This is a genomic window from Pseudomonas danubii, assembly GCF_042980055.1.
Taxonomy (GTDB): domain Bacteria; phylum Pseudomonadota; class Gammaproteobacteria; order Pseudomonadales; family Pseudomonadaceae; genus Aquipseudomonas; species Aquipseudomonas danubii.
Map to the genome: position 1 here is coordinate 5,029,994 of NZ_CP116502.1, position 23,381 is coordinate 5,053,374.

Sequence of the window (23,381 nt, forward strand, 5' to 3'; positions counted from 1 at the left end):
AAAAAGACGATGCCGCCAAGGCTTGAACCCGGGCGGCATCGTTGACGATAGGAGATAGTTTATCGGATGCCCTGGCCTATCAGCACGCCCTCTACTGTCTGACCGTACAAATTTACCCCGTCATTGGCGTGAAACTTGATTCGGGTCTTCTCGATGGAGCCCTCCACCAGACGCGGGTCCTGGGGCCGCTCGTGGCTGTTGACGAAGGCCGCCACATCCCAGGCCTGCTGGTCGCTCAGGCTGCCGCCCTTGCCCAGGGGCATGTTGTGCTTGATAAAGGACGCCGCCGTATTGATCCGATGCATCCCCGCGCCCCAGTTGTAGGAATCCTTGCCCCAGAGCGGCGGCATCACATAGTCCGCACCAGCCTTCTGGCCCTGACCTTGCTCGCCATGGCAGACCGCGCATTGTGCCTGATACACCGCCGCGCCCTGCTTCAGGTCATAGCCCCTGGCAGGCTGGGCCACATCCGGATACCCCCTTCCAGGCAGCTCCACGCCCAGGGGCGCCTTGCTCGCCAGCCAGTACGCATAGACCGACAGCGCAGTAATCTCCGGACTGTCCGCCGCCGGCGGCTTGCCACCATTCATGCTGAACTGGAAGCAGCCCTGCAAGCGTTCGGCAAAGGTGTTCACCTTGTCGTTCTTCTTGCGGTAGGCGGGATACATCGGATAGGCGCCCCAAAGCGGCGCGGAGTTGGCCAGGCGGCCCTGGTCAAGGTGACAGTTGCTGCAATTGAGCCCGTTGCCCACGTACTGCGGCGCCAGGCGCTTGGTGTCGACAAACAAGGCATGACCTTCGCGCACCAGCTTGCCGTAGGCATTGTCCGGTAACTCGCTCTCGGCCGGCGGCTGGAAGTACTGGGTATGAGCGGAAGCGCTTGGCGCTGGTATCTGCGACTGATCTTCCATGGCGATGGAGGCCGCCTGCACTTGAACCGCTAGCAACGCCATCAACGGCCCAGCAATCAATAATTTCATGGCTGCGCCTCCTGGGGTTTCAAGCCGGCGAAATAGTCCGCCACTGCGGTGACTTCTTCGGCACTCAAGGACTTGGCGACATGCCCCATCATGTCATTGGGGTCGTTGTGCCGACTGCCATCGCGCCAGGCATTGAGCTGCGCCACCAGATAGCCTGCCGGCTGTCCGGCCAGGGGCGGAAAAGCCACACCGACACCGACACCGCCAGGCCCGTGACAACTGACGCATTCGGGAACCTGCCGCTCCCAGGCGCCCCGCAAGGCCAGGCGCTCACCGACACCGCTGGCGGCCTGGCTACGGCCGATCGCTTGGGTTTTCGGCCCGGGCATGGCTGCGAGGGTACCGGTCACGGCGGTGATTTCATCTTCGCTCAATGCCTTGGCCAGAGGCTGCATGACCGGACTGCTGCGTGCACCGCTGCGAAAGTCGTGCAACTGCTTGGCCAGATAGCCCGCCGGCAAGCCGGCAAGACGCGGGAACCCGGCGGGGGCCAGGCCCATCGCGTCCGCTCCATGACAGGCCAGACAAGCTGTTGCCCCTGGCTGGGCGCCGCCTTGGGTGAAGACTTTCTGCCCATCCACGGCGTGGGCAGATTGCGCAATCAGTAGCATCAGGCCACTCAATAGCATTCGATCCAGTGGGATCATATGGACTCCATTATTCTAGTTATATGCTTAGACCCAGCGGGCATAAGCACACAAATAGTAGGGCAATCGATCCATAGCGACAATGCGAAATTGGTGCAGGTATCTGATGCTGCTCACGAGAGCCGTTTCGGGCCCTGGCGCGGCCCTGGGCTTGGGGTCAGCCGGAGATGCAGGCCTCCCCCGCCTTGCGCACATCCTGTGGCCGCAGGGGGTTGTTGGACATTTGCTCGTGCAGCTTGATGCTGCTGCCTCCGGAACGCTCATCGATGTAGAACACCGCCGCCGGAGCCGCCGACAGGCTCTGCGGGACGATCACCCGGTAACCTTCCTTGCGCGGCTCAACCTGCAGTGCGCCACGGCTGCCGGAAAGCTTCCCGGACAGGCAATTGGCGTACTCCTGGGGCTTCTTGCCAGAGATGACACTCAGGGTCGGCGGCGTCTGGTTGATATCCGAGACGGAGGCACAACCGCTGATGGCCATGGCCAGAACCCACACCCAGCGCTTCATATAAAATCTCCAATAAAAATCCATCCGACAGCACAGGCGCTGCTTTTCTCCAGAGGCACGGCTTTATCGCCGATAAAAATCCAAATAACTGTTTTAAATTGTCAAAGCCCGAGGCCGGGGCCGAATAATAACCCTTTGGGCCTGATAAACTGCGCCATCGCCCACGCCAACGTTTTGTTTTTGTAGATATAGCCCTTCTGGAGGCGCCCATGAAATTCATCCACCAGCGCGAGCACCTGAACGAAGACGATATCGTCGTCATCGAATGCTCCCAGGTCTGCAACATTCGCCTGATGAGCGACGCCAACTTCCGCAGCTTCAAGAATGGCGGTCGTCACACCTATCACGGCGGAGCCTTCGACAAGTTCCCCGCCAAGATCACCGCCCCCAGCACCGGCTTCTGGAACATCACCATCGACACCGTCAACCGGCGCCCCATCAGCGTGACCCGCAAGCCGAACCTGACTCACTCGATCCGCATCATTCGTCGCTCCAGCTCGAAACTGCGCTAAGCCCCAACCTCCTCGCGACAACAGGTAACCCCGTGCCTCAGACCACCAAATACGTCATCAAATACAAGCTCAATGGTGAGCGCCGCTTCGAATTTGCCCAGCTTGAAAACGGTACCCAGGAAGAGGCCCGGGCCGCCCTGGAAGCCCTGCATGGCCAGTCTGACGACGTCATCAGCGACGTCAGTGTCAGCAAGGCCTTGTAGACCGTCTTTGCCCAAGACCGATTCAAGCGCAAGCAGCGGAGTGTGCATGGGGTGCCTGAGCCCCAGACTGGAGGAAATCTCTTGCACCCAGGACACTCCCGCCATGCCTGTTTCCTCGCTCCAGGATCGCCTGCAACAACTGGACTGGGCCCGTATTGAGCAGGCCCTCGACGAGGACGGCTGCGCCCGCCTCGAAGGCCTGCTGACTGCCGGCCAATGCCAGTCCCTCAGGGACCTGTACAAACACCCCGCGCTGTTTCGCTCGAAAGTGATAATGGCCCGCCATGGATTCGGCCGTGGCCAGTACCAGTACTTCCGTTACCCCTTGCCGGAACCGGTCGCCGAGTTGCGCCAGCAGCTGTATCCGTATCTGGTGGACCAGGCCAATCGTTGGAACCAGAGCCTGAATATCGACATCCGCTACCCGGCAGAACATTCGGCATTCATCCAGCGTTGCCAGAGCGCGGGACAGCAGCGCCCCACTGCGCTGTTGCTGCAGTACGGCCCCGAGGACTACAACTGCCTGCATCAGGATCTGTATGGCGAGCACGTATTTCCCTTGCAAGCGGCCTTCCTCCTGTCCCAGCCTGGAACGGAGTTCACCGGCGGCGAACTGGTGCTCACCGAGCAGCGTCCGCGTATGCAGTCACGGCCACAGGTCATTGGTCTGAAGCAAGGTGATGGGGTGATATTCGCCGTGCATCATCGGCCGGTAAAAGGTTCCCGCGGGTACTATCGAGTCACCCTGCGCCATGGTGTCAGTCGCGTGCACAGCGGCCAGCGCCACACCCTTGGAGTGATTTTTCACGATGCCTTGTAGCCATGAGCCGCCCGGCAGCCTCGGGCTTTTCGATGAAAGCGATCTGCAACAGCCGGCACGCATCGAGGTGCTTGGCCCCCAGTCACGCGTCCTGCGCGGCTTCGCCCTGCCGTGGATTGAAGGGCTACTGCCACAACTTGAGGAAGTGCTGGCCGCGGCGCCGTTTCGTCACATGATCACGCCCGGCGGCTTTACCATGTCCGTCGGCTTGAGCAGTTGCGGTCAGTTGGGCTGGACCAGCGACAGCAACGGCTATCGCTACAGCCCCATTGATCCGCAAAGCCTGCGTCCCTGGCCGGCAATGCCCGAGGTGTTCCGCCAGTTGGCGCAGACGGCAGCCGAAACCGCCGGTTTCAAAGGCTTCAACCCCGACTCGTGCCTGATCAACTGCTACCGGCCCGGCGCGAAGATGTCCCTGCACCAGGACAAGAACGAACGCGACTTCAGCGCCCCCATCGTCTCCCTGTCCCTGGGTCTGCCGGCAATGTTCCTTTTCGGCGGCCAGCAGCGCAAAGACAAAAGCCAGCGGGTGCCATTGCTGCACGGCGATGTGGTGGTCTGGGGCGGCGTCGATCGCCTGCGCTATCACGGGGTGCTGCCCCTCAAGGACGGCAGCCATCCCCTGCTCGGCCAGCAACGGATCAACCTGACCTTTCGCCGTGCCGGTTAAGAGGTAGAGTTCAACCGCAAGCCCCGGAGTGCCGATCAGGCACCGGGCCGTTAATCTGGCCGCCACTCCGCGCCGAGCACCGACCATGAATGCCCTGACACGCAAACAACAGATTGAACAGGACCCACGCTGGCAAGCCGTGCTCAAACGCGACGCCCGCGCCGATGCGACGTTCGTCTATGCCGTCCGGACCACCGGGGTTTACTGCCGCCCCAGCAGCCTGTCGCGCCTGCCAAAGGCGGAAAACGTCGAGTTCTTCGACAGCGCCCAAGAGGCCGAGGCGGCGGGTTATCGTCCGAGCAAGCGTCAGGCCAGCGACCAGACCCAGGTGGCCGCGCACCATGCGGCACTGGTGGCCGCGGCTTGTCGGCAGATCGAGGCCGCCGAGTCGGCCCCCAGCCTGGAGCAACTGGCGCAGCATGCGGGCGTCAGCAGCTACCATTTTCACCGGGTATTCAAAGCCGCCACCGGGCTTACACCGCGGGGCTACGCCAATGCGCAACGCTCGCGCAAAGTCCGCAGCCACCTGCAAAGCGGGCACACGGTGACCACCGCCCTGTACGACGCCGGCTTCAACTCCAACAGCCGTTTCTATGAAGCTGCAGATCAGTTGCTGGGCATGAAACCCAGTGACTACCGCGCCGGCGGGCCCAACACCGATATTCGCTTCGCCGTGGGCCAGTGCTCCCTGGGCGCGATCCTGGTGGCCCAGAGTCACCGGGGCGTCTGCGCCATCCTCCTCGGGGACGACCCCACCCCGTTGGTGGAGGAACTGCAGGACAAGTTTCCCCGCGCCAACCTGATCGGTGCCGACGCAGATTTCGAACGCCTGGTCGCCCAGGTCGTGGGCTTTGTCGAGGCGCCGGCCATCGGCCTGGACCTGCCCCTGGACCTGCGCGGCACCGCCTTCCAGGAACGGGTGTGGCAGGCCTTGCAAAGCATTCCCGTCGGCAGCACCGCCAGCTACGCCGAGATCGCCCAGCGCATCGGTGCCCCCAAGGCCATGCGCGCAGTGGCCCAGGCCTGCGCGGCCAACACCCTGGCGGTGGCGATCCCCTGCCACCGGGTGGTGCGTAGCGACGGCAATCTTTCTGGCTACCGCTGGGGCGTGGAGCGCAAGCGTCAGTTGCTGGAGCGCGAAACGCTGTCCGAGGCCTGAATCCCGATGTAGATCGCCAGCGAATCGACGCTGGTATAGACCTCAAAGTCCGTGGCAAATGCCCGATCTTGAGCGCCCCCGGGAAAAGTCAGCTGGCCGAGGACGCCCCTCTCCTGCTAAAAACCACCGGCTGCCTCGTCCAATCCTGCCGCCGGAGAACCATGCACATGAGCCAATGGACCGATAGTCGCCTCCTCGATCTGCTGGGCATCGACCTGCCCATCATTCAAGCCCCCATGGCGGGCGCCAACGGCTCCGCCATGGTGATTGCCGTGTCCCGGGCTGGCGGCCTGGGCTCGTTGCCATGCGCCATGCTCACCCCGGAACAGATCCGCCAGGAAGTGCAGGTCATTCGCTCAGCCACTCGGCAGCCGCTGAACCTGAACTTCTTCTGCCATCAGGTACAGGCCGTGGACAGCGCGCAGGAGAGCCGCTGGAAGAACGCCCTGCAACCCTACTACCGGGAACTGGGCGCCGACTTCGATGCACCGACGCCGGTCAGCAATCGGGCGCCCTTCGACGAAGCGGGTTGCCAGTTGGTGGAAGAGCTGCGGCCCGAGGTGGTGAGTTTTCACTTCGGATTGCCGGAGCCGGCGCTGCTGGCCCGGGTCAAGGCCACCGGGGCCAGGGTGCTCTCTTCGGCCAGCACCGTGGACGAAGCCCTATGGCTCGAAGCGCGTGGCTGCGACGCGGTGATTGCCATGGGCTACGAAGCCGGTGGCCACCGGGCAATCTTCCTCAGCGACGACCTCAACACCCAGGTGGGCACCATGGCCCTGGTGCCGCAGATCGTCGACGCACTGAAGGTGCCGGTGATCGCCGCCGGCGGCATCGGCGACGCCCGGGGCATTGTCGCGGCAATGGCTCTGGGCGCGTCGGCGGTCCAACTGGGCACTGCCTACCTGTTCACTCCAGAAGCCAACATCAGCGCCGCCCATCACCGGGCCCTGCGTACCGCCAAGGAAAGCCAGACCGCACTGACCAACCTGTTCACCGGCCGCCCCGCTAGAGGCATCGTTAACCGGGTGATGCGCGAAATCGGCCCCATCAGTTCCCTGGCGCCAGCGTTTCCCCGCGCTGGCGGAGCCTTGCTGCCGCTGAAGGCCAAGGACGATGCCGACTTCGCCAATCTCTGGTCCGGCCAGGCCCTGCGCCTGGGCATGGAGCTACCGGCCTACGAGCTGACCCTGCGTCTGGCCGAACAGGCCCTGGCGCAGCTCAAGCGGCGCTGACCGGCCGGCGCCGCGACCACAGTCGCGGTGCTGGTTGCCGCACCGGTTAATGTGCCGGTTGCAGCCCTTTGCCAGCGAGGCCTGCGGCACAGTTCCGCTCATCGAGAATTCGCTATATATTTCGCTATACAGCGACACTCGCTGCCCCGGGTGCAGATTCCCTCCGAGCATTCGCTGCCCAACGCGCCCTTCTCTCCAATGGAGCTGTTCGATGAACCTTCGTGCTTCAGGTTTTGCCCCGACTTGCCTCGCTAGCCTGCTCGCCCTCTTCGCCTTCGGCTCGGCCCAGGCCGCTGAAGTCCAGGTGGCGGTCGCTGCCAACTTCACCGCACCGATCCAGGCCATCGCCGCCGACTTCGAAAAAGACACGGGCCACAAGCTGGTGGCCGCCTACGGTGCCACCGGGCAGTTCTACGCCCAGATCAAGAACGGCGCGCCTTTCGAGGTCTTCCTCTCTGCCGACGACAGCACCCCGCAGAAACTCGAAAGCGAGGGCGACATCGTCAAGGGCTCGCGCTTCACCTACGCCATCGGCACCCTGGCCCTGTGGTCGGCCAAGAACGGCTACGTCGACAGCCAAGGCCAGGTACTCAAGGACAATCAGTACCAGCACCTGTCCATTGCCAACCCCAAGGCGGCACCTTACGGCCTGGCCGCGACCCAGGTGCTGGCCAAGCTGGGCCTGACCGACAAGGTCAAGGCCAAGGTCGTCGAGGGCCAGAACATCACCCAGGCCTATCAGTTCGTCTCCACCGGCAACGCCGAACTGGGTTTTGTCGCCTTGTCGCAGATCTATAAAGACGGCAAAGTCACCAGCGGCTCAGCCTGGATAGTCCCGGCCCAGATGCATGATCCAATCAAGCAGGATGCGGTGATCCTCAACAAGGGCAAGGACAACCCGGCCGCCAAGGCGCTGGTTGACTACCTCAAGGGGCCCAAAGCCGCCGCCGTCATCAAATCCTACGGTTATCAACTGTAAATGAGCCTTTCGAGTGCCGATTTTTCCGCCATCTGGCTGACCCTTAAACTGGCGTCCCTGACGACCCTCATCCTGCTGGTCATCGGTACTCCGATTGCGTTGTGGCTGTCGCGCACCCGCTCCTGGTTACGCGGGCCGATCGGCGCCGTGGTGGCACTGCCCCTGGTATTGCCACCTACGGTGATAGGTTTCTATCTGCTACTGGCCCTCGGGCCCAACGGCTTCTTCGGCCAGTTCACCCAGTCCCTGGGGCTGGGCACCCTGACCTTCAGTTTCAGCGGCCTGGTGCTGGGCTCGGTGATCTATTCCATGCCCTTTGTGGTGCAACCGCTGCAAAACGCCTTTTCTGCCATTGGCAGCCGCCCTCTGGAAGTGGCCGCCACCCTGCGCGCCAATCCCTGGGACACTTTCTTCTCGGTGATCCTGCCCCTGGCCCGGCCGGGCTTCATCACCGCCTCGATTCTCGGCTTTGCCCACACCGTCGGCGAGTTCGGCGTGGTGCTGATGATCGGCGGCAACATCCCTGACAAGACCCGGGTGGTCTCGGTGCAGATCTACGATCACGTCGAGGCCATGGAATACGCCCAGGCCCACTGGCTGGCCGGAGCCATGCTGGTGTTCTCGTTCCTGGTGCTGCTGGCGCTGTACTCAAGCCGCAAGACCCGTGCTGGCTGGAGCTGAGTCGATGAGCATTCACGTCAAGCTGAACCTGGACTACCACGACTTTGCCCTGGACCTCGACCTGCAACTGCCGGGGCGCGGCGTCACCGCGCTCTATGGCCATTCGGGCTCGGGCAAGACCACTTGCCTGCGCTGCATTGCCGGCCTGGAAAAGGCCGGACGCGGGCGGATCCAGATCAACGACGAAATCTGGCAGGACAGCCAGCGCAAGCTGTTCGTCCCGCCCCACAAGCGCTCCTTGGGTTATGTATTCCAGGAGGCCAGCCTGTTTCCCCACCTGTCGGTCCAGGCCAACCTGGAGTTCGGCCTGCGCCGCATTCCCCGGCAGCAGCGCCGGGTGGACATGGCCCAGGCCACCGAGTTGCTGGGCATCGGCCACCTGCTCCAGCGCCACCCGCAGAACCTCTCGGGCGGCGAACGCCAGCGCATCGGCATCGCTCGAGCCCTGCTCACCAGCCCACGGCTGCTGCTGATGGACGAACCCCTGGCGGCCCTGGACTCGAAACGCAAAGGTGAAATCCTGCCCTATCTGGAACGGCTGCACGACGAGCTGGATATCCCGGTGCTGTACGTCAGCCACTCCCAGGATGAAGTGGCGCGGCTGGCCGACCATATCGTGCTGCTCAGCGACGGCCGCGCCCTGGCCAGCGGTCCCATCGGGCAAACCCTGGCACGACTGGATCTGCCCCTGGCTCTGGGGGATGACGCCGGGGTCGTGGTGGAAGGCCGGGTCAGCGACTATGACGCGACCTACCAACTGCTGACCCTGCAACTGCCCGACAGTCAATTACAGGTGCGCGTGGCCCACCAGCCTCTGGCGCTGGGCAAATCCCTGCGCTTCAAGGTCCAGGCCCGGGACGTCAGCCTGAGCCTGCAGGCCAGCGAACACAGCAGCATTCTCAATCGCCTGCCGGTGACCGTCAGCGACGAGATTCCCGCAGATAACGCCGCCCACGTCCTGGTACGCCTGGACGCGGCCGGCACCCCGCTGCTGGCCCGCATCACCCGCTACTCCCGGGATCAGCTCGACCTGCACCCCGGCCAACAACTCTGGGCGCAGATCAAGGCGGTGGCGGTACTGGCATGACACCGGGCAAGCCAGCCCTCTGGCATGCGCGCCGAACCGGCACCGATCGCCTGAGCTTCACGTTGAAACGCGCCTGGGTATAAAAAAGAGGTCATGACACTAGAACGAGTTCGATTACTTCATCGTAGTTGCCCGGGAGTCTCGACCCATCGAGCAACTACGACAAATGACAACACTGTTTCAGAGGGAAATAGTTCAGGTAGTAAATTCAACCACTCCGCCGTTCAAGTGATACATGGCACCGACTATTTTTATTTTCCCTTCTTTTTCCAACTGGCTCAGTATGGAACTTTCCTGGCGAATTTCATTGATGGTGTTCTGCACGTTGGTCTTGGCCACTGCATCCACAAACTCATCGTTCTTACTGCTGCGCTCTCCAGCGTACTTAGTTGCACCGACGGCCGGTTTGATCTTGTTCAACAGCCCGGTCAGGCTACCCAGTTCGACATTGTCGATAGCACCTTTGATGGCGCCACATGCGGTATGCCCCATCACCAGAATGACTTTGGCCCCGGCGGCCGCACAGGCGAACTCCAGACTGCCAATCAGGTCACTGTTGGCGACATTCCCGGCGATACGGGCATTGAAGGTATCGCCAATCCCAGCATCCAGAACGATCTCCGCCGGCGCCCGTGAATCAATGCAACTGAGGATCACCGCCGCCGGAAACTGCCCACTCGCACTGGCTCTTTTCTGTGCCAGATAGTCGTGTTGATCCATTTTTCCGTTGCGAAAGCGCAGGTTGCCTTCCTTCATACCGGCAATGACTTGATCCGGCGTCATGTTATCGCGCTCTTCCTTGCTCAAGGACGCGGCATAGGAAAAACTTGATATACCCAGCCCCGCCCCTGCGACAATACTGGCAGCAGTCAAACCCAGCGCTTTTTTCAACACCGTACGTCTACTACTGGATGAGCATTCTTCACAATTATTAGTAACGTTGTTTTGCATGTCAGTTACCTCGAACAATAAATTCCGGAGATCCACCATCTGAATTAAAGTTCGCACCTCAAACTTAGTCAACCCAACAAAACCCGAACAACCCAAAGATCAAAAAACTGCAATTAAAACAATAACAACAAAGAATAAAAAAACTTTCACATTGATAATTCCCAGTCTCGCTCCTGGGCTGAGGAGCCTTCTGCGGGACCTGGAGCAAACGGCGCAATCCATATGAAAGTTCCCGTCGGCGAATCAGCGGGCTTGTCAGCCAGATAATTCCGCGGTTAGGCTACGCACCTTCTTTCCCGTCCCTGGACGATTGCCGACGTGAACAACTAAGCCTTCCCAAAATGTCTTCGCAATGAGCCCTGCAAGTGCTCATTGGCCTGCTAACACATTTTCCGGAGGTGCTGATGACTCACGTCACCCGGCTGCCTGCGCTGGTCTCACTGAACCAGCTGACTTATCAATTCGCCAATGGCGAAACCTTGCTCGATGCCCTGACCCTCAGCTTCGATCGCCTGCCCACGGCCATAGTCGGGCGTAATGGCATGGGTAAATCCCTGTTGCTGCGCCTGATCGCCGGAGAACTGCAGCCCTCTTCCGGCAGCCTCAATTGCGCCGCCAGCCTCGCCTATGTCCCCCAGGACCCGCTGCCTGCTCCGCAGCAGACGGTGGCCCAAGTCGCAGGCGTCGCTGAAACCCTGCGGGCCCTGCAGCGCCTGGCAGCCGGTAACGCCGACCCGGAGGACCTGCTGCGGGTGGATGACCGCTGGGACCTGGCCGAGCGCCTGCGTCAGGCTCTGGATGAGGCCGGCTTGCAACACCTGGAACCGGATCATCCGGCAGCGAACCTGAGCGGCGGGCAACTGGCCCGAGTGGTGCTGGTCGGTGCTCTGCTCAGCGACGCCGACCTGCTGTTGCTCGACGAGCCCAGCAACCACCTGGACCGTGCCGGACGCCGCTGGCTGATGGAGCAACTGCGCCACTGGCGCGGCGGCTTGATCCTGGTCAGCCATGACCGCCAGCTGCTGATGCAGGTACGACGCATCGTTGAGCTCAGTCCCCAGGGAGCCCAGGTCTACGGCGGCAACTACGCGCTGTACCAGGCTCAGCGTCAGGCCCATGACGATGCCGCCCAGGCGGCACTGGAACACGCCCGCACCCAGCGCAGCCGTGAACACAAGCGTCTGCAACGCGAGCACGACACCATCCAGCGCCACGCCGCTACATCGCGTAAATACGCCAAGACCGCCAACATCTCCAGCTTCGAGCGAGCCAAGATACTGGGCGCCGCCCGGGACATCATGGGCCAGGTGCGTCACAGCCATCAGGGGCACAAGAGCGCCCTTGATGAGCAAGTACGCAGTGCCTATGCCCGGGTTGCCGCGCAACAACCGACCCTGCTGACCCTGCCCGATACCACCCTGCAGGCAGGCCAGCCAGTGCTCAACCTGCAGCAGGCGCAATTGCCCTGGCTGGACCGCCGGTCGCCGGCGTCCTATCTCACCTGCAACATCAGCGGACCGGCGCGCATTGCCCTGGTCGGCCCCAACGGTTGTGGTAAATCCACATTGCTGAAGATGCTCGCCGGTCAATTGCAACCCCTGAGCGGCGACTGCCGGGTGATGGTGAACAGCGCCTATTTGGACCAGCACCTGCTGCAACTGGCCCCCGGCACCTCATTGCTGGAGCAACTGGCCAAGGCCGCTACACCACTGGAGGAAAGTGCCTTGCGCACCTGCCTGGCACGCCTGCAACTGGATGCTCGGCGGGTGCAGCAACCCTGCGCCCTGTTGAGCGGCGGAGAGCGACTGAAAGCGGCGTTGGCGCTGGCATTGTGGGGGGGCAGCCCGGCGCGCTTGCTGCTGCTCGACGAGCCAACCAATCACCTGGACCTGGAATCGGTACAGGCCTTTGAACAAGCCCTGCGGGACTACCCCGGGGCACTGGTAGTGGCGTCCCACGATCAGGACTTCCTCCAGGCCCTGGCACCGACCCATGAGCTGCAATGGTCCCCACGGGGCTGGGAGTTACTGGAGCGTCGCCAATAACACAGTGCCTTACCGCAAAAAACCGCGGACAGGCGCGTGCCCATGCTAGGTTCACGTCCTCTTATCCATAGACAAGGAGCGTCACGCCATGCAGTTCGGCTACACCATCATCTATGTGCCCAAGGTCGAAGATTCCCTGGTCTTCTTTGAGCAGGCCTTCGGCATCAAGCGGCGGTTTCTCCATGAGTCCGGCACCTATGGCGAACTGGAAACCGGTAGCACCACCCTGGCCTTCGCCGATCACGACCTGGCAGAACTGAACTTCAAGGCCGGCCACGTCGCCGCCCATTCCTCGCCGCACCCCCTGGGCATGGAACTGGGACTGGTGACCGACGACGTCCATGCAGCCCATGCCCGAGCCCTGGAACAGGGCGCCCAGGAACTTGCGGCCCCCAGCAGCAAACCCTGGGGGCAGACGGTGTCCTACGTGCGTTGTCCGGATGGCACCCTGGTGGAGCTCTGCACCCCAGTGGGTGCTTGAGTACAAGGAGTGCGGGAGGAAGTCGGGCAGAACGTTACTTGAGCTTGACGGCGGTCCCGGTGGCAAACACCACCACCATGCCGCCACGCCCTGAAGGCATGCTGATCTCGAAATCCACGCCGACCACTGCGTCGGCGTTGAACTGACGGGCCCGTTCCTTGATTTCACTGGTGGCCTGGATCCGCGCCTCCTTCAAGGCGCGCTCCAAGGTCTGAGAGCGACCACCAAAGAAGTCGCGCATGCCGGCAAAGAGATCGCGGACCACGTTGATACCCTGGACGGATTCAGCACTGACGATATCCAGATACGCGGCAATTTCCCGACCTTCGATATGGGCGGTGGTGGTGACAATCATGTATTTCTCCCTTGAACAGACATTCCGTCCCGAATTCCCGGGACATTAAGGCTGGCGATGGTATCAGAGCGACGGTGAGGGTCGGTCATGGGCAACAATGGCGTCGCCACACACAACAGCCCCGCTCTGGAGCGGGGCTTGGGATCAGGGCTTCAAGGGACGTTCTTCGTCCAGTTCCGACAGGCTCTTGCCATCGTCCGGGTGTTTCCAGGTTTGCGGTGGCGGCTCCTTGTGTTCGACCTGGTACTGCGCCGCCTCGTCACTGCGCTCCTGCTCATAAGGGCGTTGCTGTTGTGTTGCCATGCCCACCTCTCTTCCTGAAGGGATTTTTAACTCGCCATTTCAGGTTAGAACAGATCCGGCAACGGCTCGTTTTTGCCGACAAAACACACCCTGAGCAAGATGAAACTTCTTTCACCCAGACGCTAACTCCGTCTGTGTATAGTTGCTTCGCTCATTCAAGCAACTACAGTTCGCCCGCGCGCTCGCGCGGGCTTTTTTTGCCTCAAGCCCCTCTGCGAGGGAGCTGTTACTGCGGATCGATCTCCTGGCAGTCCTTGAGCAGTTGCTGCTCCTTGGCGGTGTGATCGGCCTCCAGGAACGACAACACGCCCAGCTTGCCCTTGGTGTGCCAGCGAAAGCTGTTCTGTTCGTCGTCTGCCACATACAGCGCGCCGGAAGCCGAGCGAGCAATGTGCATGGGAATCAATTGGTCCTTGTAGTAGAGCGTGGCAAACGAGGTGCCATTGTCGATATTCAGGTAGGCCGCATCGATGCGGACATTACCCTCGCACTGATAGCGCGCCACTTGGCTCTGATAGGTCGGCTCAGGGGCAGGCGCCTGCGCCTGGGCAGCCTCGGTCAAAATCGGCAGGGCCGAAGCCAGAGCTGCGGCGCAGAGCGTTGCGAGACGAGTTTTCACGGTATTTCCCCCGATTGGTCAAAGATGCCCCATGGGACTGGTGACAGCGATTTTAGTTCATGCCCGAGAGGCTTCACCCTGCGCTGCGAACCGTTCCAGGACGCGGTTGCTCATGTGCTGGACTGGCGCTCGCAGCCTCGGATATTGACGCCCTGCCCCACCCGGCACAGAGCGCACTATTTCCAAGCGTTTTTTCTCAGACTGACACCGGGGGCTCGACCCGATCGCGGGGCATCAGGGTCAGGTAGTCCTCAAGAGAATCCAAGGACAGCGGCTTGATCATGATGCGCACCCGGTGCCGTAACTGGCCTAGCTCGATCCCATCGCGGGTACGAGCCTCAACATAGCCACAGGCTCTCCAGAAGCCCTCGGCCCGCACGTTCGCGAACACCACGCTCAGGCGCAGCCAGCGCGCGCCCTGCTCGGCCGCCCAATCTTCAAGCTCGCGATGCAGCTGCCGGGCAATGCCCCGGCCCCGCAGCGAACTGGCCACCATGAACAGACCCACGTGCCAGACCCCGGGCGCCAGCAGATCGCTGACGATACTGACCATGGCCACCAGGGCACCTGTCCCTTCGAAGTAACCGATCTTCCACTTGCGAGTGAAGGACCAGCCCTCTGGCAAGCGGTCATCGATTTCATCGCGGGCTTCGTCCGGCTGCGGTGCACAGCCGTGAACAATGTGGAAGTAGTCCGGATTCTCAACGAAGAACGCCTGCAACCGCTCGACATCCAACAGGGTGATTTCCCTGGCCACCAGTCCGGTGGATGAATGAGGCAATGGTCCTTGTTGCATGGGGTAACGCTCCGAAAGGGCCACAAGACCCGAGCATGAAAAGGCAATCCTAGCGTTCCCTGTGCAATCGGGGGCATGGCTAATTTGTTGAAAAAATGTGTAAGGCACTCTGCCAGACCAAGACTCAGGCAGGCGCCAGGACTTATCATCGACGCCCCTCGCCAGCGGCTCAGCCCGGCCCCACCCAGCAGCGGATTCCAACCATGTCCACCCCTCTGTCTTCGCCGGGCTACCAGCGTTTGCTGGCCCTGCAGCAACGCATCCATGACTTCACACGGGACCAGGCAAGCGAGCGCGACGACCACCCAGAAGACCTGACGGGGCCGCTGTGGGTCAGCGATTACAACTACCTGGCCCTGGCACCGATACGTGGTGGCCTGCATCTGGAGTTTCATGGCGAGCTGTGGGATGAGCCCTTTGCCTGGACCCTGGAATGCCTCGCCGACCAGGCAGTGGCCGACACCCTAAGTTCCCTGGCCTTTTCCGGCCCGGACCAAGGGGCAAACGGCACCCGCGAATGGGAGTTCACGCCCTTGTTGGACAGCGACGTGAACTTTCCCATTCTCAGGTCGCTGTCGGTTCGCCCCAGCGAGCCCCAGGATCACAATGCCTCGCTGATCCAGAAAGCCGGCATGCTGATGGAGGAAGCAGGAGAAATCGCCCGTTTTGTCGCCAAGGCGCCGCATCTGAGCGAATTGACCCTGCCCAATGCCCCCGACTCGAGCTTCTTCCAGGTCCATCTACCGCACCTTACCCACCTGCGCATTGGCGGCCATTGGGACACCCAGCACTTCATTGCCAACCTGGCCGGCTCGGACAATCTGCCGCGGCTGAGCAACCTGGACTTCACCGAATCCAGCGCGCTGCAGAACAACTGGACGGATCAGCGCGAAGAACAGTCCGTCACCTCCTTCGCCGACTATGAACAACTATTCGCCAGTGCTGCCTGCGACCCTTTGAGCGTGCTGCGCCTGCGCAACACCTGCCTGAGCCTGGAACAGCTCGAGAGCCTGAAACACCTGCGCCCTGCATTGCAGTTCATGGTGATCCAAGCCACTGGCGGCGGCTACGTAAAGCATTTTACCCGGCAAGTATTTCCCTGGCGGCATCTAGTGCAGCCGGATCCGGGACAACGCTGAAACAGCCAAGGAACAGCAAGCGACAATCAGTGCTAGGTTTAAGCGTCGATTAATTGAGTTTCCACTCTGGGCGCAAGTTTGCAGTCTCCGCCATGACCGAAAGGAATCGTTCATGAACGCGGACTACAAATTGAAAAAAACAACCGGAAACACTGCCAAAAACCTGCTTTATCTGCTCTACAGCCTCTGCAGCTACGTGATTTTTCTCCTGACCTTCCTCTACTTGATTGGTTTTCTCGGTTCGTTGTTGGTACCAAAAAACATTGACTCAGGGGTATATCGCCATGGGCTGGTTGCAACAGTTATAGATATCGCCCTTATCACCCTGTTCGCGGTCCAGCACAGCGTCATGGCCCGCGAAGGCTTCAAGAAAAAAATAACCAGGCTCATTCCCGCCCCCATAGAGCGAGCGACTTATGTTCTATGCAGCAGCCTGATGCTGATCCTCTTGTTCATCCTGTGGCAACCCATCCCGGCCAAGGTATGGAGCGCTCAGTCCGAGGTGCTCAGGGCGTTGTTGAACGGCTTGTACTGGGCGGGATGGGGACTCGCATTACTGACGACGTTTCTGATCAGTCATTTGGAGTTGTTTGGTTTGAAACAGGCTTTCCGTGGTTTCTACAAAACTCAGCCCGAGCCCCTGAACTTCATTGCGCCCTGTCTCTACAAAGTTGTTCGCCACCCCATGTATCTGGGTTTTCTCATAGCCTTCTGGGCAACGCCTGAGATGACTATCGGACACCTCGTGTTCGCACTGACCTGCACCGCTTACATATTCGTGGGAACCCATCTCGAAGAGAAAGACATGGCCAGAGTCTTTGGCAAGCAGTACCTGGCTTATCAACAGCAGGTTGGCATGCTGCTGCCTTCACGCAAAAAGCCCTGAGTTGCGAAGAAGGTTGAACGCTCTTGAAATCCTGATTGGGAGGACGTCTCCAACAGTCACTCCCCTCCCCCACAGGTCCTGCAAGAGAAACGCACCTGCCGTCGACATGGATCTGATATGACCAATACGCCGCTATTGAAGAGGCGCGACAGTCACATCGGCCTGCCCGCTCCGGGCCAATGCGGCCTTGACGAATCCTTCGGCCTTCTTGCGCTTGATGAAGTCCCTGACATAGGTCGCGCCTGCTTCCCGCTGCCGCGGCACTGCCATGGCCTGACGAATAGCCGTAAACGCACCCTCCAGTACACGATAACCCGCAGTGTTGGCCGCCATCTGCTCCAGGGGTTGGCGCACGCCGGCCGCCGCATCCAGATGCTGGTGAAGATAAAGATCGACCGCACCCGCCGAGGTTTCCGCCCGTTCAAGTTGAGCATGTTTCAACGTACGAGACAGAAACAGGTCATAGGCCGCGCCTTTGCCCACTGCCAAACGCAGGCCTGGCTGGTCGAGATCCTCGACCGCCTGGAAAGGTGAATCCGCCGCCACCAGATAGGTGCCCTCAATGATGACGTATGGCTCGCTGAAGGCGATCTGCTCCTCACGCACCGGCTCGATAGCCAGAAAAGCGACATCCCAGACGCCCTCCTCCAGCGCCGCAAAGACCTTGCCGGCAGCATCGAAAGTGGCGCACTGCAAACTTACGCCAAGCTCTTCAGCCAGAGCTTCTGCCAAAGCGACCGACACACCTTGTGGCGAACCATCGCTACCTTTTTGCGCCAGGACTGGGTTGCCAAAGTTAATCGCGGCCCGCAGCACGCCTTGCGGTGCCAGGTCGTCCAGGACCGCGCGGTTGATAGCACTCATGTTTTGCTCCGTGAATGAGGTTCTGTGAAAAGCAGGACCGATTTAGCCGATACAACTACCTGATGAGCTCTGACTAGCGCGTAACTGTCAACGCACTCACACAGCAGCCACCTCAATCCTTCTGCCGTTGCGACCAACCGATAATCATAAAGACGCTCCCGGGTATCCAAAAACCGGGGTTCGAGGTTCCCATCCCTACAGCAAGCAAGGTCATGCCAACTACGAACAATGGCTGCCGGAACACATTTTCCATAACAAAAGAACCTCCTGAAAAAATCAGCCTCATTTAATCAGAAACTCTCCGTTTAAGTGCAGTCAACACCACATACCGTCTACCGCGCTCGGTTGGAGCGCCTGCCGATGTTTTCTCAAGGCAATAAAGAACCCGCTCAGGGCGGGTTCTAAGGGAGCCGCTTAAAAGCCTGCTCGGGAGTGGACAGTACCAGCTTCAGAAAGCAGGTCCGGATTCAACCGGACCTGCCAGATGACCTGCCTAAGGGCATTCACAGGTAGACGGACCAAACACCGGGCCACTGCACGGGTCCTTGGATGGGCCAAATACCGGGCACGCGGCCTGGGCAGTCAGGGAAAAACCACAAAGCAGCAGTACAGCCAACATGACTTTCTTCATTTGTAACCTCCTGGTCAGTAGACGAGCAATCCATGCCCCCCCTGTCGAGGGCACAAGCCAATATCAGGGACATTCGCAAACCGTAGGCCCTAGAACCGGTCCCGCACAGGGATCTTCCCCAGGCCCCAGTACGGCGCAATCCGCCTGCGCCGTCAGTGAGAACATCCACAACAGCAGCGAAGCCGCCAACATTTTCCTTTTCAATGTGATCTCCTTGATCGAAACAATGATAACTATCCGTGTTCGCCCCTGTAGCCAGGCCATTACCCGCTGAAGGCTCAAACACCCGTCCCTCACGCACCTACCGCCAGATCGGTCCGCGAGCACGCCAAAGGACCCGAAACAGAAAAGACCAGTCACGTCGGTTGCGCCAGTGCGGTGTATTGTCGCGCCAGAGGCGAAGCGGATCCGAAGTCATCATTCCTATCGGATAGGCTAAGACCTTGTCCAACGCGCTATCAGGAGTCCGTTTTTCACCATTGGTTTAACGAGGCACTTGCTTCAAAAGGCGCGCTTATCGTTATCGATCGCAGCCATAACCAAGTGATCGGCTCCTCTCGCTATTACGAATTCGATGAGAAGAAACGAGAAGTGACGATCGGGTACACCTTCCTGGCTCGTGATCGTTGGGGAGGCGAAACCAATAGAGAGTTGAAACATTTAATGCTGCCCCATGCATTTCAATGGGTGGACACTGTTTGGTTTCACGTTGACAGCCAGAACGTTCGCTCTCAACGCGCCATGGAAAAAATCGGCGGGCGCCTCTCCCATCGCGCCATCAGACAACTCACTGATCGCACTCAAGAGTACCTGCTCTACAAAATAGAGAAGCCGAGTCGCTTTGATTAATACAAAAGCCCGGCATTTGGCCGGGCTTTGCATTTCACATACAGGAGCATTCAGCTATGCACCACCAATACACTTCCTGTCTATTTCAAGCTCACCGCGAACCTGGACTTCTCGCAAACCAATCTCGGTTGCTCGTGAGCCCTTGACTCCAGCAGAGCACTCACCATAGATCTGTGAGCCTTGCACACCCGAGTATCTCATGCACTTGTACATGATCAGTCACTGGCAATGAAGGATGCCGCGCCCCCTTAGAGCTCTGTACCCGCGCCTCCTCTAAAAATCATCGGCTTTTTAAAATCACACCACTCATATATTGATTTAAATCGCGAAAATCATTAACCCGCCAAGAGAATGGCGATAGCTTTACACCATTCTCCCGTAAAGTTCTTGGAATCAAGTCGCCATTGGGTCGCAGTATTACTGATGAAACAATAACGCCTGGATAATCATTTAGGCGCTTTTTAAATGCGGATGTCGTTAGATCAGGCGTGGGCGGATTGCTTTTATTTGCCAATGGCCCCGTCCCCTTGATATCTGCTCCGTGACACATAGCGCATCGCTGTAGATAGAGATTTTTTCCATTGGCATTATCCGCGAAGGATAGGGATGCTTGAATCAACGACATAACCCCTAGCGAAACGATGAGCAGTACTTTTTCTTTCATTTTTTATGTGGCCTTATTGGACAAACAAGATCTGAATCGCAGGAAAACCCCGGTCATACCTCTACAACACTCAACTCTCTCGAGAACATCTAGACCGAGATTATTCATTAGCAAGGTGCTTACCCCCCGAGAAGTAAACTTCAGACCAAACGGTATTTCGCTTGACATGCCCGACCACTAGCCTGATATCAGCTCGTTGATTTAACAGAACTGATCCTAATGACGGTGATTAGAAGCCCGCCATTCTCCTTCGAGACGCTCTTGCGTGCAACGATCGTCCAGAAAGGCTAATGAACAATCCCAAGGCTGTGCACACGTAAAGAAGGACACCCGCGGTGCTTTCTTCCGGCAAACCTGGCCACACCGGGCTCTGTGCCCGATCGATAATTGGTTCGAGCGACTGGATGAAGGCGGCCCCGAAAAGCCTTTCATTGACCTGCCGTTCACTCGCACGCAGATCTGCTGTCATACAGTTGCGCAGTACCTTGAAAGCCTACGTCCAGCCATGATCATTTTTTACTAAGCTTGGTATGTTTTAGCTCGCAGCCTGCGAGTCGCATGACTACAAGGAGTCTGTCATGGGTCGTGAAATACCTAAAAAGTACATTAAACAGCAGAAATTTTATAAACGAAAAGAACTGGCCTGGTCGATTATTCACTACACGCTTGGGGTATCAGCAGGAGCATTTGCTTTCTTGGCAGCCCACACTGCAAGGCTCAACGCAGACGACGCCAGTACGATGGCGATGTTGTCTGGGATAGTAGCGGCAGTGCTGACTTTTCTATCGCCAGCATCAAGGCGAAAAGCATATACGGAAGCTAGGGACTTAATGAGAATCGCGCGAATGCGATATCAGGAGGAAGGCAATTTTACGATAGCGCAGCTCATTGACGCGATGGAAACCGCATCTCAAGTTATACGGCGCCGATAAGTAAGCCACCATCCCTTACCACCGTTACTACGCCCAGGCACTGGCAGGCCTTCCCTGAAATGCATACGTCTCAGTTTTTGCTGCTGCCTCTGCTTGTTGACCGTTAATCATGTTCGAGGAGCAAGTCACCAGCAGTGCCAGTCCCAACTCCGCAATCAAAATCCGCATGCTTTCAGCTTCTTGTGAGATCGGAAGACGATAGCATCCAGAGGCTGGAAACTAAAAAGCCCAACGAAAGGTTGGGCTTAGAACCTGACAATCTATTTGAAGTAACCGGTTCGACGCAGCCGCAGGTTGTAGACCCAAACGGCAATCAGCAGGATTGCTTGCAGAGTGGACGGCAACACATGCCAGGCAACCTGCGCGTACATGCTGGCCGGTACTACGAAAATTTCCGGCAACATAAGCGGTATCAGCGTCAGCCCCAAAAGCAGTGCCCCCATGAGGCACCACGAGGATTTTGCGCTACGCACCCAAAACAACAGGCCGCCCGTAGCCAGCAGTAAGCAAGTCAGTACAGGGGGTAGCAGCATGATCAGCGCGATATCTCCTGTCCTGGCTAAGTCCCAGCCTTCATTGACCAGCCAATATGCAATTTTGAGCGTCAGGAGCAGGCAGTAGGCCACTCCGAAGATGACCGGTGCCGGGCGTGAAGCGTTCCTTACTTGAAGCGTACTTGTGTCCATAGTTCCAGATCTGAGGATATGACTGGCCAGCCCAATCGACCTGCGCAGTGTACCCGAGGCTCAGCGCATCACTAAGGGATCGACGTATCCGCCTGGGTCATCACCAGTCAGAAAGGAAAGAAGCTTTCCCCTCTAGAACTGGCCGACGGCATCAGCAGCACGCAATTCAGTGGTGACGCGCTGCACGCCAGGAAACTGGGTGAGCTGGAAAAAGGTTAAGCCCGCACGCGCCACGCCCAGTCTGTCTCGTCCAATTAACTATAACGCTCATGGCTGGAGTAACGCCCGCAGTTGCAAAGGAACCTCAATAACTTCTCTGGTAATCGGTGAGACACAAACGTGTGTAAGGCTAGAAGTAAATGCCATAACATCTGGCGTCAAACTGCCCTCGACTAAAAATGTGAACGAGTGAAGCCCAACACTGGAAACACTTACCTTAATTGAAAGCTCGTCATCCCAAGTGACCGGATGAAGAAACTCTAGCGAGAAGGCCCTTGCTGGAGGCAGTAAATTAAAACCTAGCAGCGTTCTTAATCCGGGACCGGACAGCCAAACTGTAAGTGCATCATGAACGGCCTCAACCACAAAGTACGAAAACCTAGGTGTATAGACAATCCCCTCCGGATCACAGTCGCCGAACAATACCTTCCTCTTGATAATCACTGAGTTCGGCACAAGATCAATCCTTAATATTGAGTGACGAAGTTATAACAACCAACTCGCAGCTGCTGTTTGCCCAAGGACACGATACCTCCCTCCCTTCTCCACTGCATAGACGGTATAGCGGCCAAGGACGAAGTCATTTCTGAAAAAAGTCGTGATGCAGCAATCCCCAGAAGCCGCGAGCATCGAGACCGTGGCCGGCTGGGTCGCCGCCGATGGACGTGTCTGGGGTAACAATGAGCATATACCGCGCTGGTGCGGCGCTACGTGACTTCAGCAAGCGTCAGCTCAAGGGAATGCTCCACTTTGAAGGTGTCGTGCGTGGCCGTCAGACTGTTCAGCAAGGAAAGACCAGGGCTAAACGCCATGTTGAATTCATCGGCGAGCTGAAGATTGTTCTTGATCGAATAATGGCAACGAAGAAATCCCACCAGCTCCGCTCGATGCGGCTGATCGTGGCAGAAGATGGCACCCCGATGACGGCGGCGATGTTACGCAGGCGCGTTTGATATGACCAGAGAGGCCGCAGGAGTTGAAAAACCCGACTTCCAGATGCGTGATTTGCGCGCCAAGGCTGGCACAGACAAGGCGGAATCGAGCGGCAATATCATGCAGGCCAAAGATCAACTTGGGCATACCACCGTAGTGATCACCGAGCAGTACATCCGCAACCGTAAAGGCAGAAGGTCTCACCCACAAAGCGAATTGCGGACCATTGGATTAATTGCGGAGCGGAAAGGTACGGGCATCTACACTGGCTTTCGCCCGTAAACCCTTGATTTTAGATGGTGCCCGAAGCCGGAGTCTAATTCAGGCAAAAAACACCCGACTTTGCTGGGCCAACCTCAAAAGCACGATTTCCGATGTACTGCCTGCTGTACTATTTTTCCGGCGCTGGCTCAAATCTAGAGCTGTGCTGAAACTGATGATCCCTCTTCCTCCGGCGTCCTGCCGAACGAGAAAATCTCTTAGGAACCTGAGACAATGCTCCAATCGAGGACAGGTTAACCTGCATTCCCTTATCCAACACTAAAGGCAA

At 58.9% G+C, this 23,381-nt stretch carries 30 protein-coding genes; 17 read left to right on the top strand and 13 right to left on the bottom strand.

The features are described from left to right. Nucleotides 1-59: 59 nt before the first annotated feature. The 3 genes from PFZ56_RS22625 to PFZ56_RS22635 form a co-directional block, all read right to left on the bottom strand. A complete protein-coding gene (locus PFZ56_RS22625) occupies nucleotides 60-911 on the bottom strand; it encodes a c-type cytochrome (protein ID WP_394304661.1) in 852 nt (283 codons plus the stop codon). 65 nt (nucleotides 912-976) lie between these two features. Beyond that, entirely contained in the window at nucleotides 977-1,627 is a 651-nt protein-coding gene (locus PFZ56_RS22630) for a cytochrome c (protein WP_170003983.1), read from the bottom strand. A 157-nt stretch (nucleotides 1,628-1,784) separates the two neighbouring features. After that, nucleotides 1,785-2,135 carry a hypothetical protein gene (locus PFZ56_RS22635; RefSeq protein ID WP_102863253.1) on the bottom strand — a complete coding sequence of 117 codons (351 nt, stop codon included), beginning with the start codon at nucleotides 2,133-2,135 and terminating at the stop codon, nucleotides 1,785-1,787. A gap of 209 nt (nucleotides 2,136-2,344) precedes the next feature. On the opposite strand from PFZ56_RS22635, the gene PFZ56_RS22640 reads away from it, so the two are divergent. From PFZ56_RS22640 to modC, 9 genes are all read left to right on the top strand, one after another. After that, nucleotides 2,345-2,647 (top strand): DUF1883 domain-containing protein, encoded by a 303-nt coding sequence (locus PFZ56_RS22640; RefSeq protein ID WP_011061687.1) that lies wholly within the window; start codon nucleotides 2,345-2,347, stop codon nucleotides 2,645-2,647. A gap of 32 nt (nucleotides 2,648-2,679) precedes the next feature. Beyond that, on the top strand, nucleotides 2,680-2,850 hold the full coding sequence (locus tag PFZ56_RS22645; RefSeq protein WP_162884057.1) for a hypothetical protein: 171 nt from the start codon (nucleotides 2,680-2,682) through the stop codon (nucleotides 2,848-2,850). A 103-nt stretch (nucleotides 2,851-2,953) separates the two neighbouring features. Continuing rightward, nucleotides 2,954-3,670: a 2OG-Fe(II) oxygenase gene (locus PFZ56_RS22650; RefSeq protein WP_102882604.1), complete on the top strand. Its 717-nt coding sequence runs from the start codon at nucleotides 2,954-2,956 to the stop codon at nucleotides 3,668-3,670. Then, complete coding sequence (gene alkB, locus PFZ56_RS22655) at nucleotides 3,660-4,340, top strand: DNA oxidative demethylase AlkB (protein WP_170003985.1); 681 nt, start codon at nucleotides 3,660-3,662, stop codon at nucleotides 4,338-4,340. Before PFZ56_RS22650 ends, alkB begins: the two co-directional genes overlap by 11 nt. 85 nt (nucleotides 4,341-4,425) lie before the next feature. Beyond that, nucleotides 4,426-5,499, top strand: coding sequence for a bifunctional DNA-binding transcriptional regulator/O6-methylguanine-DNA methyltransferase Ada (gene ada, locus PFZ56_RS22660; RefSeq protein WP_110596600.1), 1,074 nt, complete (start codon nucleotides 4,426-4,428; stop codon nucleotides 5,497-5,499). 167 nt (nucleotides 5,500-5,666) lie between these two features. Beyond that, entirely contained in the window at nucleotides 5,667-6,731 is a 1,065-nt protein-coding gene (locus PFZ56_RS22665) for a nitronate monooxygenase family protein (protein WP_170003987.1), read from the top strand. 211 nt (nucleotides 6,732-6,942) lie between these two features. Next, nucleotides 6,943-7,710 (top strand): molybdate ABC transporter substrate-binding protein, encoded by a 768-nt coding sequence (gene modA, locus PFZ56_RS22670; protein ID WP_262379800.1) that lies wholly within the window; start codon nucleotides 6,943-6,945, stop codon nucleotides 7,708-7,710. Then, complete coding sequence (gene modB, locus PFZ56_RS22675; protein WP_102863247.1) at nucleotides 7,711-8,391, top strand: molybdate ABC transporter permease subunit; 681 nt, start codon at nucleotides 7,711-7,713, stop codon at nucleotides 8,389-8,391. Nucleotides 8,392-8,395: 4 nt separating this feature from the next. After that, nucleotides 8,396-9,478: a molybdenum ABC transporter ATP-binding protein gene (modC, locus tag PFZ56_RS22680; RefSeq protein ID WP_102882598.1), complete on the top strand. Its 1,083-nt coding sequence runs from the start codon at nucleotides 8,396-8,398 to the stop codon at nucleotides 9,476-9,478. 195 nt (nucleotides 9,479-9,673) lie between these two features. On the opposite strand, the gene PFZ56_RS22685 is transcribed toward modC, so the two are convergent. Further along, nucleotides 9,674-10,429, bottom strand: coding sequence for a carbonic anhydrase (locus PFZ56_RS22685; RefSeq protein ID WP_170003989.1), 756 nt, complete (start codon nucleotides 10,427-10,429; stop codon nucleotides 9,674-9,676). A 404-nt stretch (nucleotides 10,430-10,833) separates the two neighbouring features. Here PFZ56_RS22685 and PFZ56_RS22690 point away from each other — a divergent pair, with 404 nt between their 5' ends. Together PFZ56_RS22690 and PFZ56_RS22695 are read left to right on the top strand one after the other, a co-directional pair. Then, nucleotides 10,834-12,474: an ABC-F family ATP-binding cassette domain-containing protein gene (locus PFZ56_RS22690; protein ID WP_170003991.1), complete on the top strand. Its 1,641-nt coding sequence runs from the start codon at nucleotides 10,834-10,836 to the stop codon at nucleotides 12,472-12,474. An 88-nt stretch (nucleotides 12,475-12,562) separates the two neighbouring features. Further along, on the top strand, nucleotides 12,563-12,955 hold the full coding sequence (locus PFZ56_RS22695; protein ID WP_102882597.1) for a VOC family protein: 393 nt from the start codon (nucleotides 12,563-12,565) through the stop codon (nucleotides 12,953-12,955). Between the two features lie 34 nt (nucleotides 12,956-12,989). Here the strand turns inward: PFZ56_RS22695 and PFZ56_RS22700 are convergent, their stop codons facing one another. The 4 genes from PFZ56_RS22700 to PFZ56_RS22715 all read right to left on the bottom strand — a co-directional run bounded on the left by PFZ56_RS22700 (nucleotide 12,990) and on the right by PFZ56_RS22715 (nucleotide 15,028). Further along, complete coding sequence (locus PFZ56_RS22700; protein ID WP_102863244.1) at nucleotides 12,990-13,310, bottom strand: YbjQ family protein; 321 nt, start codon at nucleotides 13,308-13,310, stop codon at nucleotides 12,990-12,992. 144 nt (nucleotides 13,311-13,454) lie between these two features. Then, the gene (locus tag PFZ56_RS22705) at nucleotides 13,455-13,613 is read right to left on the bottom strand and encodes a hypothetical protein (protein ID WP_162884058.1); all 159 of its coding nucleotides are present in this window, start codon (nucleotides 13,611-13,613) and stop codon (nucleotides 13,455-13,457) included. Between the two features lie 226 nt (nucleotides 13,614-13,839). Then, the gene (locus tag PFZ56_RS22710; protein WP_102882596.1) at nucleotides 13,840-14,232 is read right to left on the bottom strand and encodes an MliC family protein; all 393 of its coding nucleotides are present in this window, start codon (nucleotides 14,230-14,232) and stop codon (nucleotides 13,840-13,842) included. Between the two features lie 196 nt (nucleotides 14,233-14,428). After that, the gene (locus PFZ56_RS22715; RefSeq protein ID WP_170003993.1) at nucleotides 14,429-15,028 is read right to left on the bottom strand and encodes an N-acetyltransferase; all 600 of its coding nucleotides are present in this window, start codon (nucleotides 15,026-15,028) and stop codon (nucleotides 14,429-14,431) included. 203 nt (nucleotides 15,029-15,231) lie between these two features. Between PFZ56_RS22715 and PFZ56_RS22720 the strand changes: the two genes are divergently transcribed. After that, nucleotides 15,232-16,167, top strand: a complete 936-nt coding sequence (locus PFZ56_RS22720; RefSeq protein ID WP_170003995.1) for a hypothetical protein — start codon at nucleotides 15,232-15,234, stop codon at nucleotides 16,165-16,167. A gap of 112 nt (nucleotides 16,168-16,279) precedes the next feature. Further along, the gene (gene mddA / locus PFZ56_RS22725; protein WP_170003997.1) at nucleotides 16,280-17,053 is read left to right on the top strand and encodes a methanethiol S-methyltransferase; all 774 of its coding nucleotides are present in this window, start codon (nucleotides 16,280-16,282) and stop codon (nucleotides 17,051-17,053) included. 132 nt (nucleotides 17,054-17,185) lie between these two features. Here the strand turns inward: mddA and PFZ56_RS22730 are convergent, their stop codons facing one another. Both PFZ56_RS22730 and PFZ56_RS22735 read right to left on the bottom strand, forming a co-directional pair. After that, complete coding sequence (locus PFZ56_RS22730) at nucleotides 17,186-17,917, bottom strand: transporter substrate-binding domain-containing protein (RefSeq protein ID WP_170003999.1); 732 nt, start codon at nucleotides 17,915-17,917, stop codon at nucleotides 17,186-17,188. A gap of 694 nt (nucleotides 17,918-18,611) precedes the next feature. Next, the gene (locus tag PFZ56_RS22735) at nucleotides 18,612-18,752 is read right to left on the bottom strand and encodes a hypothetical protein (RefSeq protein ID WP_003083582.1); all 141 of its coding nucleotides are present in this window, start codon (nucleotides 18,750-18,752) and stop codon (nucleotides 18,612-18,614) included. Between the two features lie 174 nt (nucleotides 18,753-18,926). Here PFZ56_RS22735 and PFZ56_RS22740 point away from each other — a divergent pair, with 174 nt between their 5' ends. Then, nucleotides 18,927-19,397 carry a GNAT family N-acetyltransferase gene (locus PFZ56_RS22740; protein ID WP_170004001.1) on the top strand — a complete coding sequence of 157 codons (471 nt, stop codon included), beginning with the start codon at nucleotides 18,927-18,929 and terminating at the stop codon, nucleotides 19,395-19,397. Between the two features lie 280 nt (nucleotides 19,398-19,677). On the opposite strand, the gene PFZ56_RS22745 is transcribed toward PFZ56_RS22740, so the two are convergent. Further along, nucleotides 19,678-20,061, bottom strand: coding sequence for a c-type cytochrome (locus PFZ56_RS22745; RefSeq protein ID WP_102882590.1), 384 nt, complete (start codon nucleotides 20,059-20,061; stop codon nucleotides 19,678-19,680). A gap of 578 nt (nucleotides 20,062-20,639) precedes the next feature. On the opposite strand from PFZ56_RS22745, the gene PFZ56_RS22750 reads away from it, so the two are divergent. After that, nucleotides 20,640-20,993, top strand: coding sequence for a hypothetical protein (locus PFZ56_RS22750; RefSeq protein WP_110652661.1), 354 nt, complete (start codon nucleotides 20,640-20,642; stop codon nucleotides 20,991-20,993). A gap of 260 nt (nucleotides 20,994-21,253) precedes the next feature. Here PFZ56_RS22750 and PFZ56_RS22755 read toward each other — a convergent pair whose 3' ends face one another. Further along, entirely contained in the window at nucleotides 21,254-21,679 is a 426-nt protein-coding gene (locus PFZ56_RS22755) for a hypothetical protein (RefSeq protein ID WP_170004003.1), read from the bottom strand. Nucleotides 21,680-21,946: 267 nt separating this feature from the next. Beyond that, nucleotides 21,947-22,354, bottom strand: coding sequence for a thioesterase family protein (locus tag PFZ56_RS22760; RefSeq protein WP_102882589.1), 408 nt, complete (start codon nucleotides 22,352-22,354; stop codon nucleotides 21,947-21,949). 224 nt (nucleotides 22,355-22,578) lie between these two features. Between PFZ56_RS22760 and PFZ56_RS22765 the strand changes: the two genes are divergently transcribed. Next, nucleotides 22,579-22,851, top strand: coding sequence for a hypothetical protein (locus PFZ56_RS22765; protein ID WP_394304464.1), 273 nt, complete (start codon nucleotides 22,579-22,581; stop codon nucleotides 22,849-22,851). 1 nt (nucleotide 22,852) lies between these two features. Beyond that, a complete protein-coding gene (locus tag PFZ56_RS22770) occupies nucleotides 22,853-23,113 on the top strand; it encodes a hypothetical protein (RefSeq protein WP_394304465.1) in 261 nt (86 codons plus the stop codon). Nucleotides 23,114-23,381 lie beyond the last annotated feature (268 nt).

Coding starts and splice junctions, on each gene's coding strand:
- PFZ56_RS22625 (WP_394304661.1), bottom strand. CDS start 911: ATGGAAGATCAGTCGCAGATACCAGCGCCAAGCGCTTCCGCTCATACC.
- modC (WP_102882598.1), top strand. CDS start 8,396: ATGAGCATTCACGTCAAGCTGAACCTGGACTACCACGACTTTGCCCTG.
- PFZ56_RS22720 (WP_170003995.1), top strand. CDS start 15,232: ATGTCCACCCCTCTGTCTTCGCCGGGCTACCAGCGTTTGCTGGCCCTG.
- PFZ56_RS22715 (WP_170003993.1), bottom strand. CDS start 15,028: ATGCAACAAGGACCATTGCCTCATTCATCCACCGGACTGGTGGCCAGG.
- ada (WP_110596600.1), top strand. CDS start 4,426: ATGAATGCCCTGACACGCAAACAACAGATTGAACAGGACCCACGCTGG.
- PFZ56_RS22700 (WP_102863244.1), bottom strand. CDS start 13,310: ATGATTGTCACCACCACCGCCCATATCGAAGGTCGGGAAATTGCCGCG.
- PFZ56_RS22665 (WP_170003987.1), top strand. CDS start 5,667: ATGAGCCAATGGACCGATAGTCGCCTCCTCGATCTGCTGGGCATCGAC.
- PFZ56_RS22770 (WP_394304465.1), top strand. CDS start 22,853: ATGACCAGAGAGGCCGCAGGAGTTGAAAAACCCGACTTCCAGATGCGT.
- PFZ56_RS22685 (WP_170003989.1), bottom strand. CDS start 10,429: ATGCAAAACAACGTTACTAATAATTGTGAAGAATGCTCATCCAGTAGT.
- PFZ56_RS22755 (WP_170004003.1), bottom strand. CDS start 21,679: ATGGACACAAGTACGCTTCAAGTAAGGAACGCTTCACGCCCGGCACCG.
- PFZ56_RS22765 (WP_394304464.1), top strand. CDS start 22,579: ATGAGCATATACCGCGCTGGTGCGGCGCTACGTGACTTCAGCAAGCGT.
- PFZ56_RS22650 (WP_102882604.1), top strand. CDS start 2,954: ATGCCTGTTTCCTCGCTCCAGGATCGCCTGCAACAACTGGACTGGGCC.
- modB (WP_102863247.1), top strand. CDS start 7,711: ATGAGCCTTTCGAGTGCCGATTTTTCCGCCATCTGGCTGACCCTTAAA.
- PFZ56_RS22690 (WP_170003991.1), top strand. CDS start 10,834: ATGACTCACGTCACCCGGCTGCCTGCGCTGGTCTCACTGAACCAGCTG.
- modA (WP_262379800.1), top strand. CDS start 6,943: ATGAACCTTCGTGCTTCAGGTTTTGCCCCGACTTGCCTCGCTAGCCTG.
- PFZ56_RS22695 (WP_102882597.1), top strand. CDS start 12,563: ATGCAGTTCGGCTACACCATCATCTATGTGCCCAAGGTCGAAGATTCC.
- PFZ56_RS22705 (WP_162884058.1), bottom strand. CDS start 13,613: ATGGCAACACAACAGCAACGCCCTTATGAGCAGGAGCGCAGTGACGAG.
- mddA (WP_170003997.1), top strand. CDS start 16,280: ATGAACGCGGACTACAAATTGAAAAAAACAACCGGAAACACTGCCAAA.
- PFZ56_RS22635 (WP_102863253.1), bottom strand. CDS start 2,135: ATGAAGCGCTGGGTGTGGGTTCTGGCCATGGCCATCAGCGGTTGTGCC.
- PFZ56_RS22745 (WP_102882590.1), bottom strand. CDS start 20,061: ATGAAAGAAAAAGTACTGCTCATCGTTTCGCTAGGGGTTATGTCGTTG.
- alkB (WP_170003985.1), top strand. CDS start 3,660: ATGCCTTGTAGCCATGAGCCGCCCGGCAGCCTCGGGCTTTTCGATGAA.
- PFZ56_RS22730 (WP_170003999.1), bottom strand. CDS start 17,917: ATGAGTGCTATCAACCGCGCGGTCCTGGACGACCTGGCACCGCAAGGC.
- PFZ56_RS22630 (WP_170003983.1), bottom strand. CDS start 1,627: ATGATCCCACTGGATCGAATGCTATTGAGTGGCCTGATGCTACTGATT.
- PFZ56_RS22640 (WP_011061687.1), top strand. CDS start 2,345: ATGAAATTCATCCACCAGCGCGAGCACCTGAACGAAGACGATATCGTC.
- PFZ56_RS22750 (WP_110652661.1), top strand. CDS start 20,640: ATGGGTCGTGAAATACCTAAAAAGTACATTAAACAGCAGAAATTTTAT.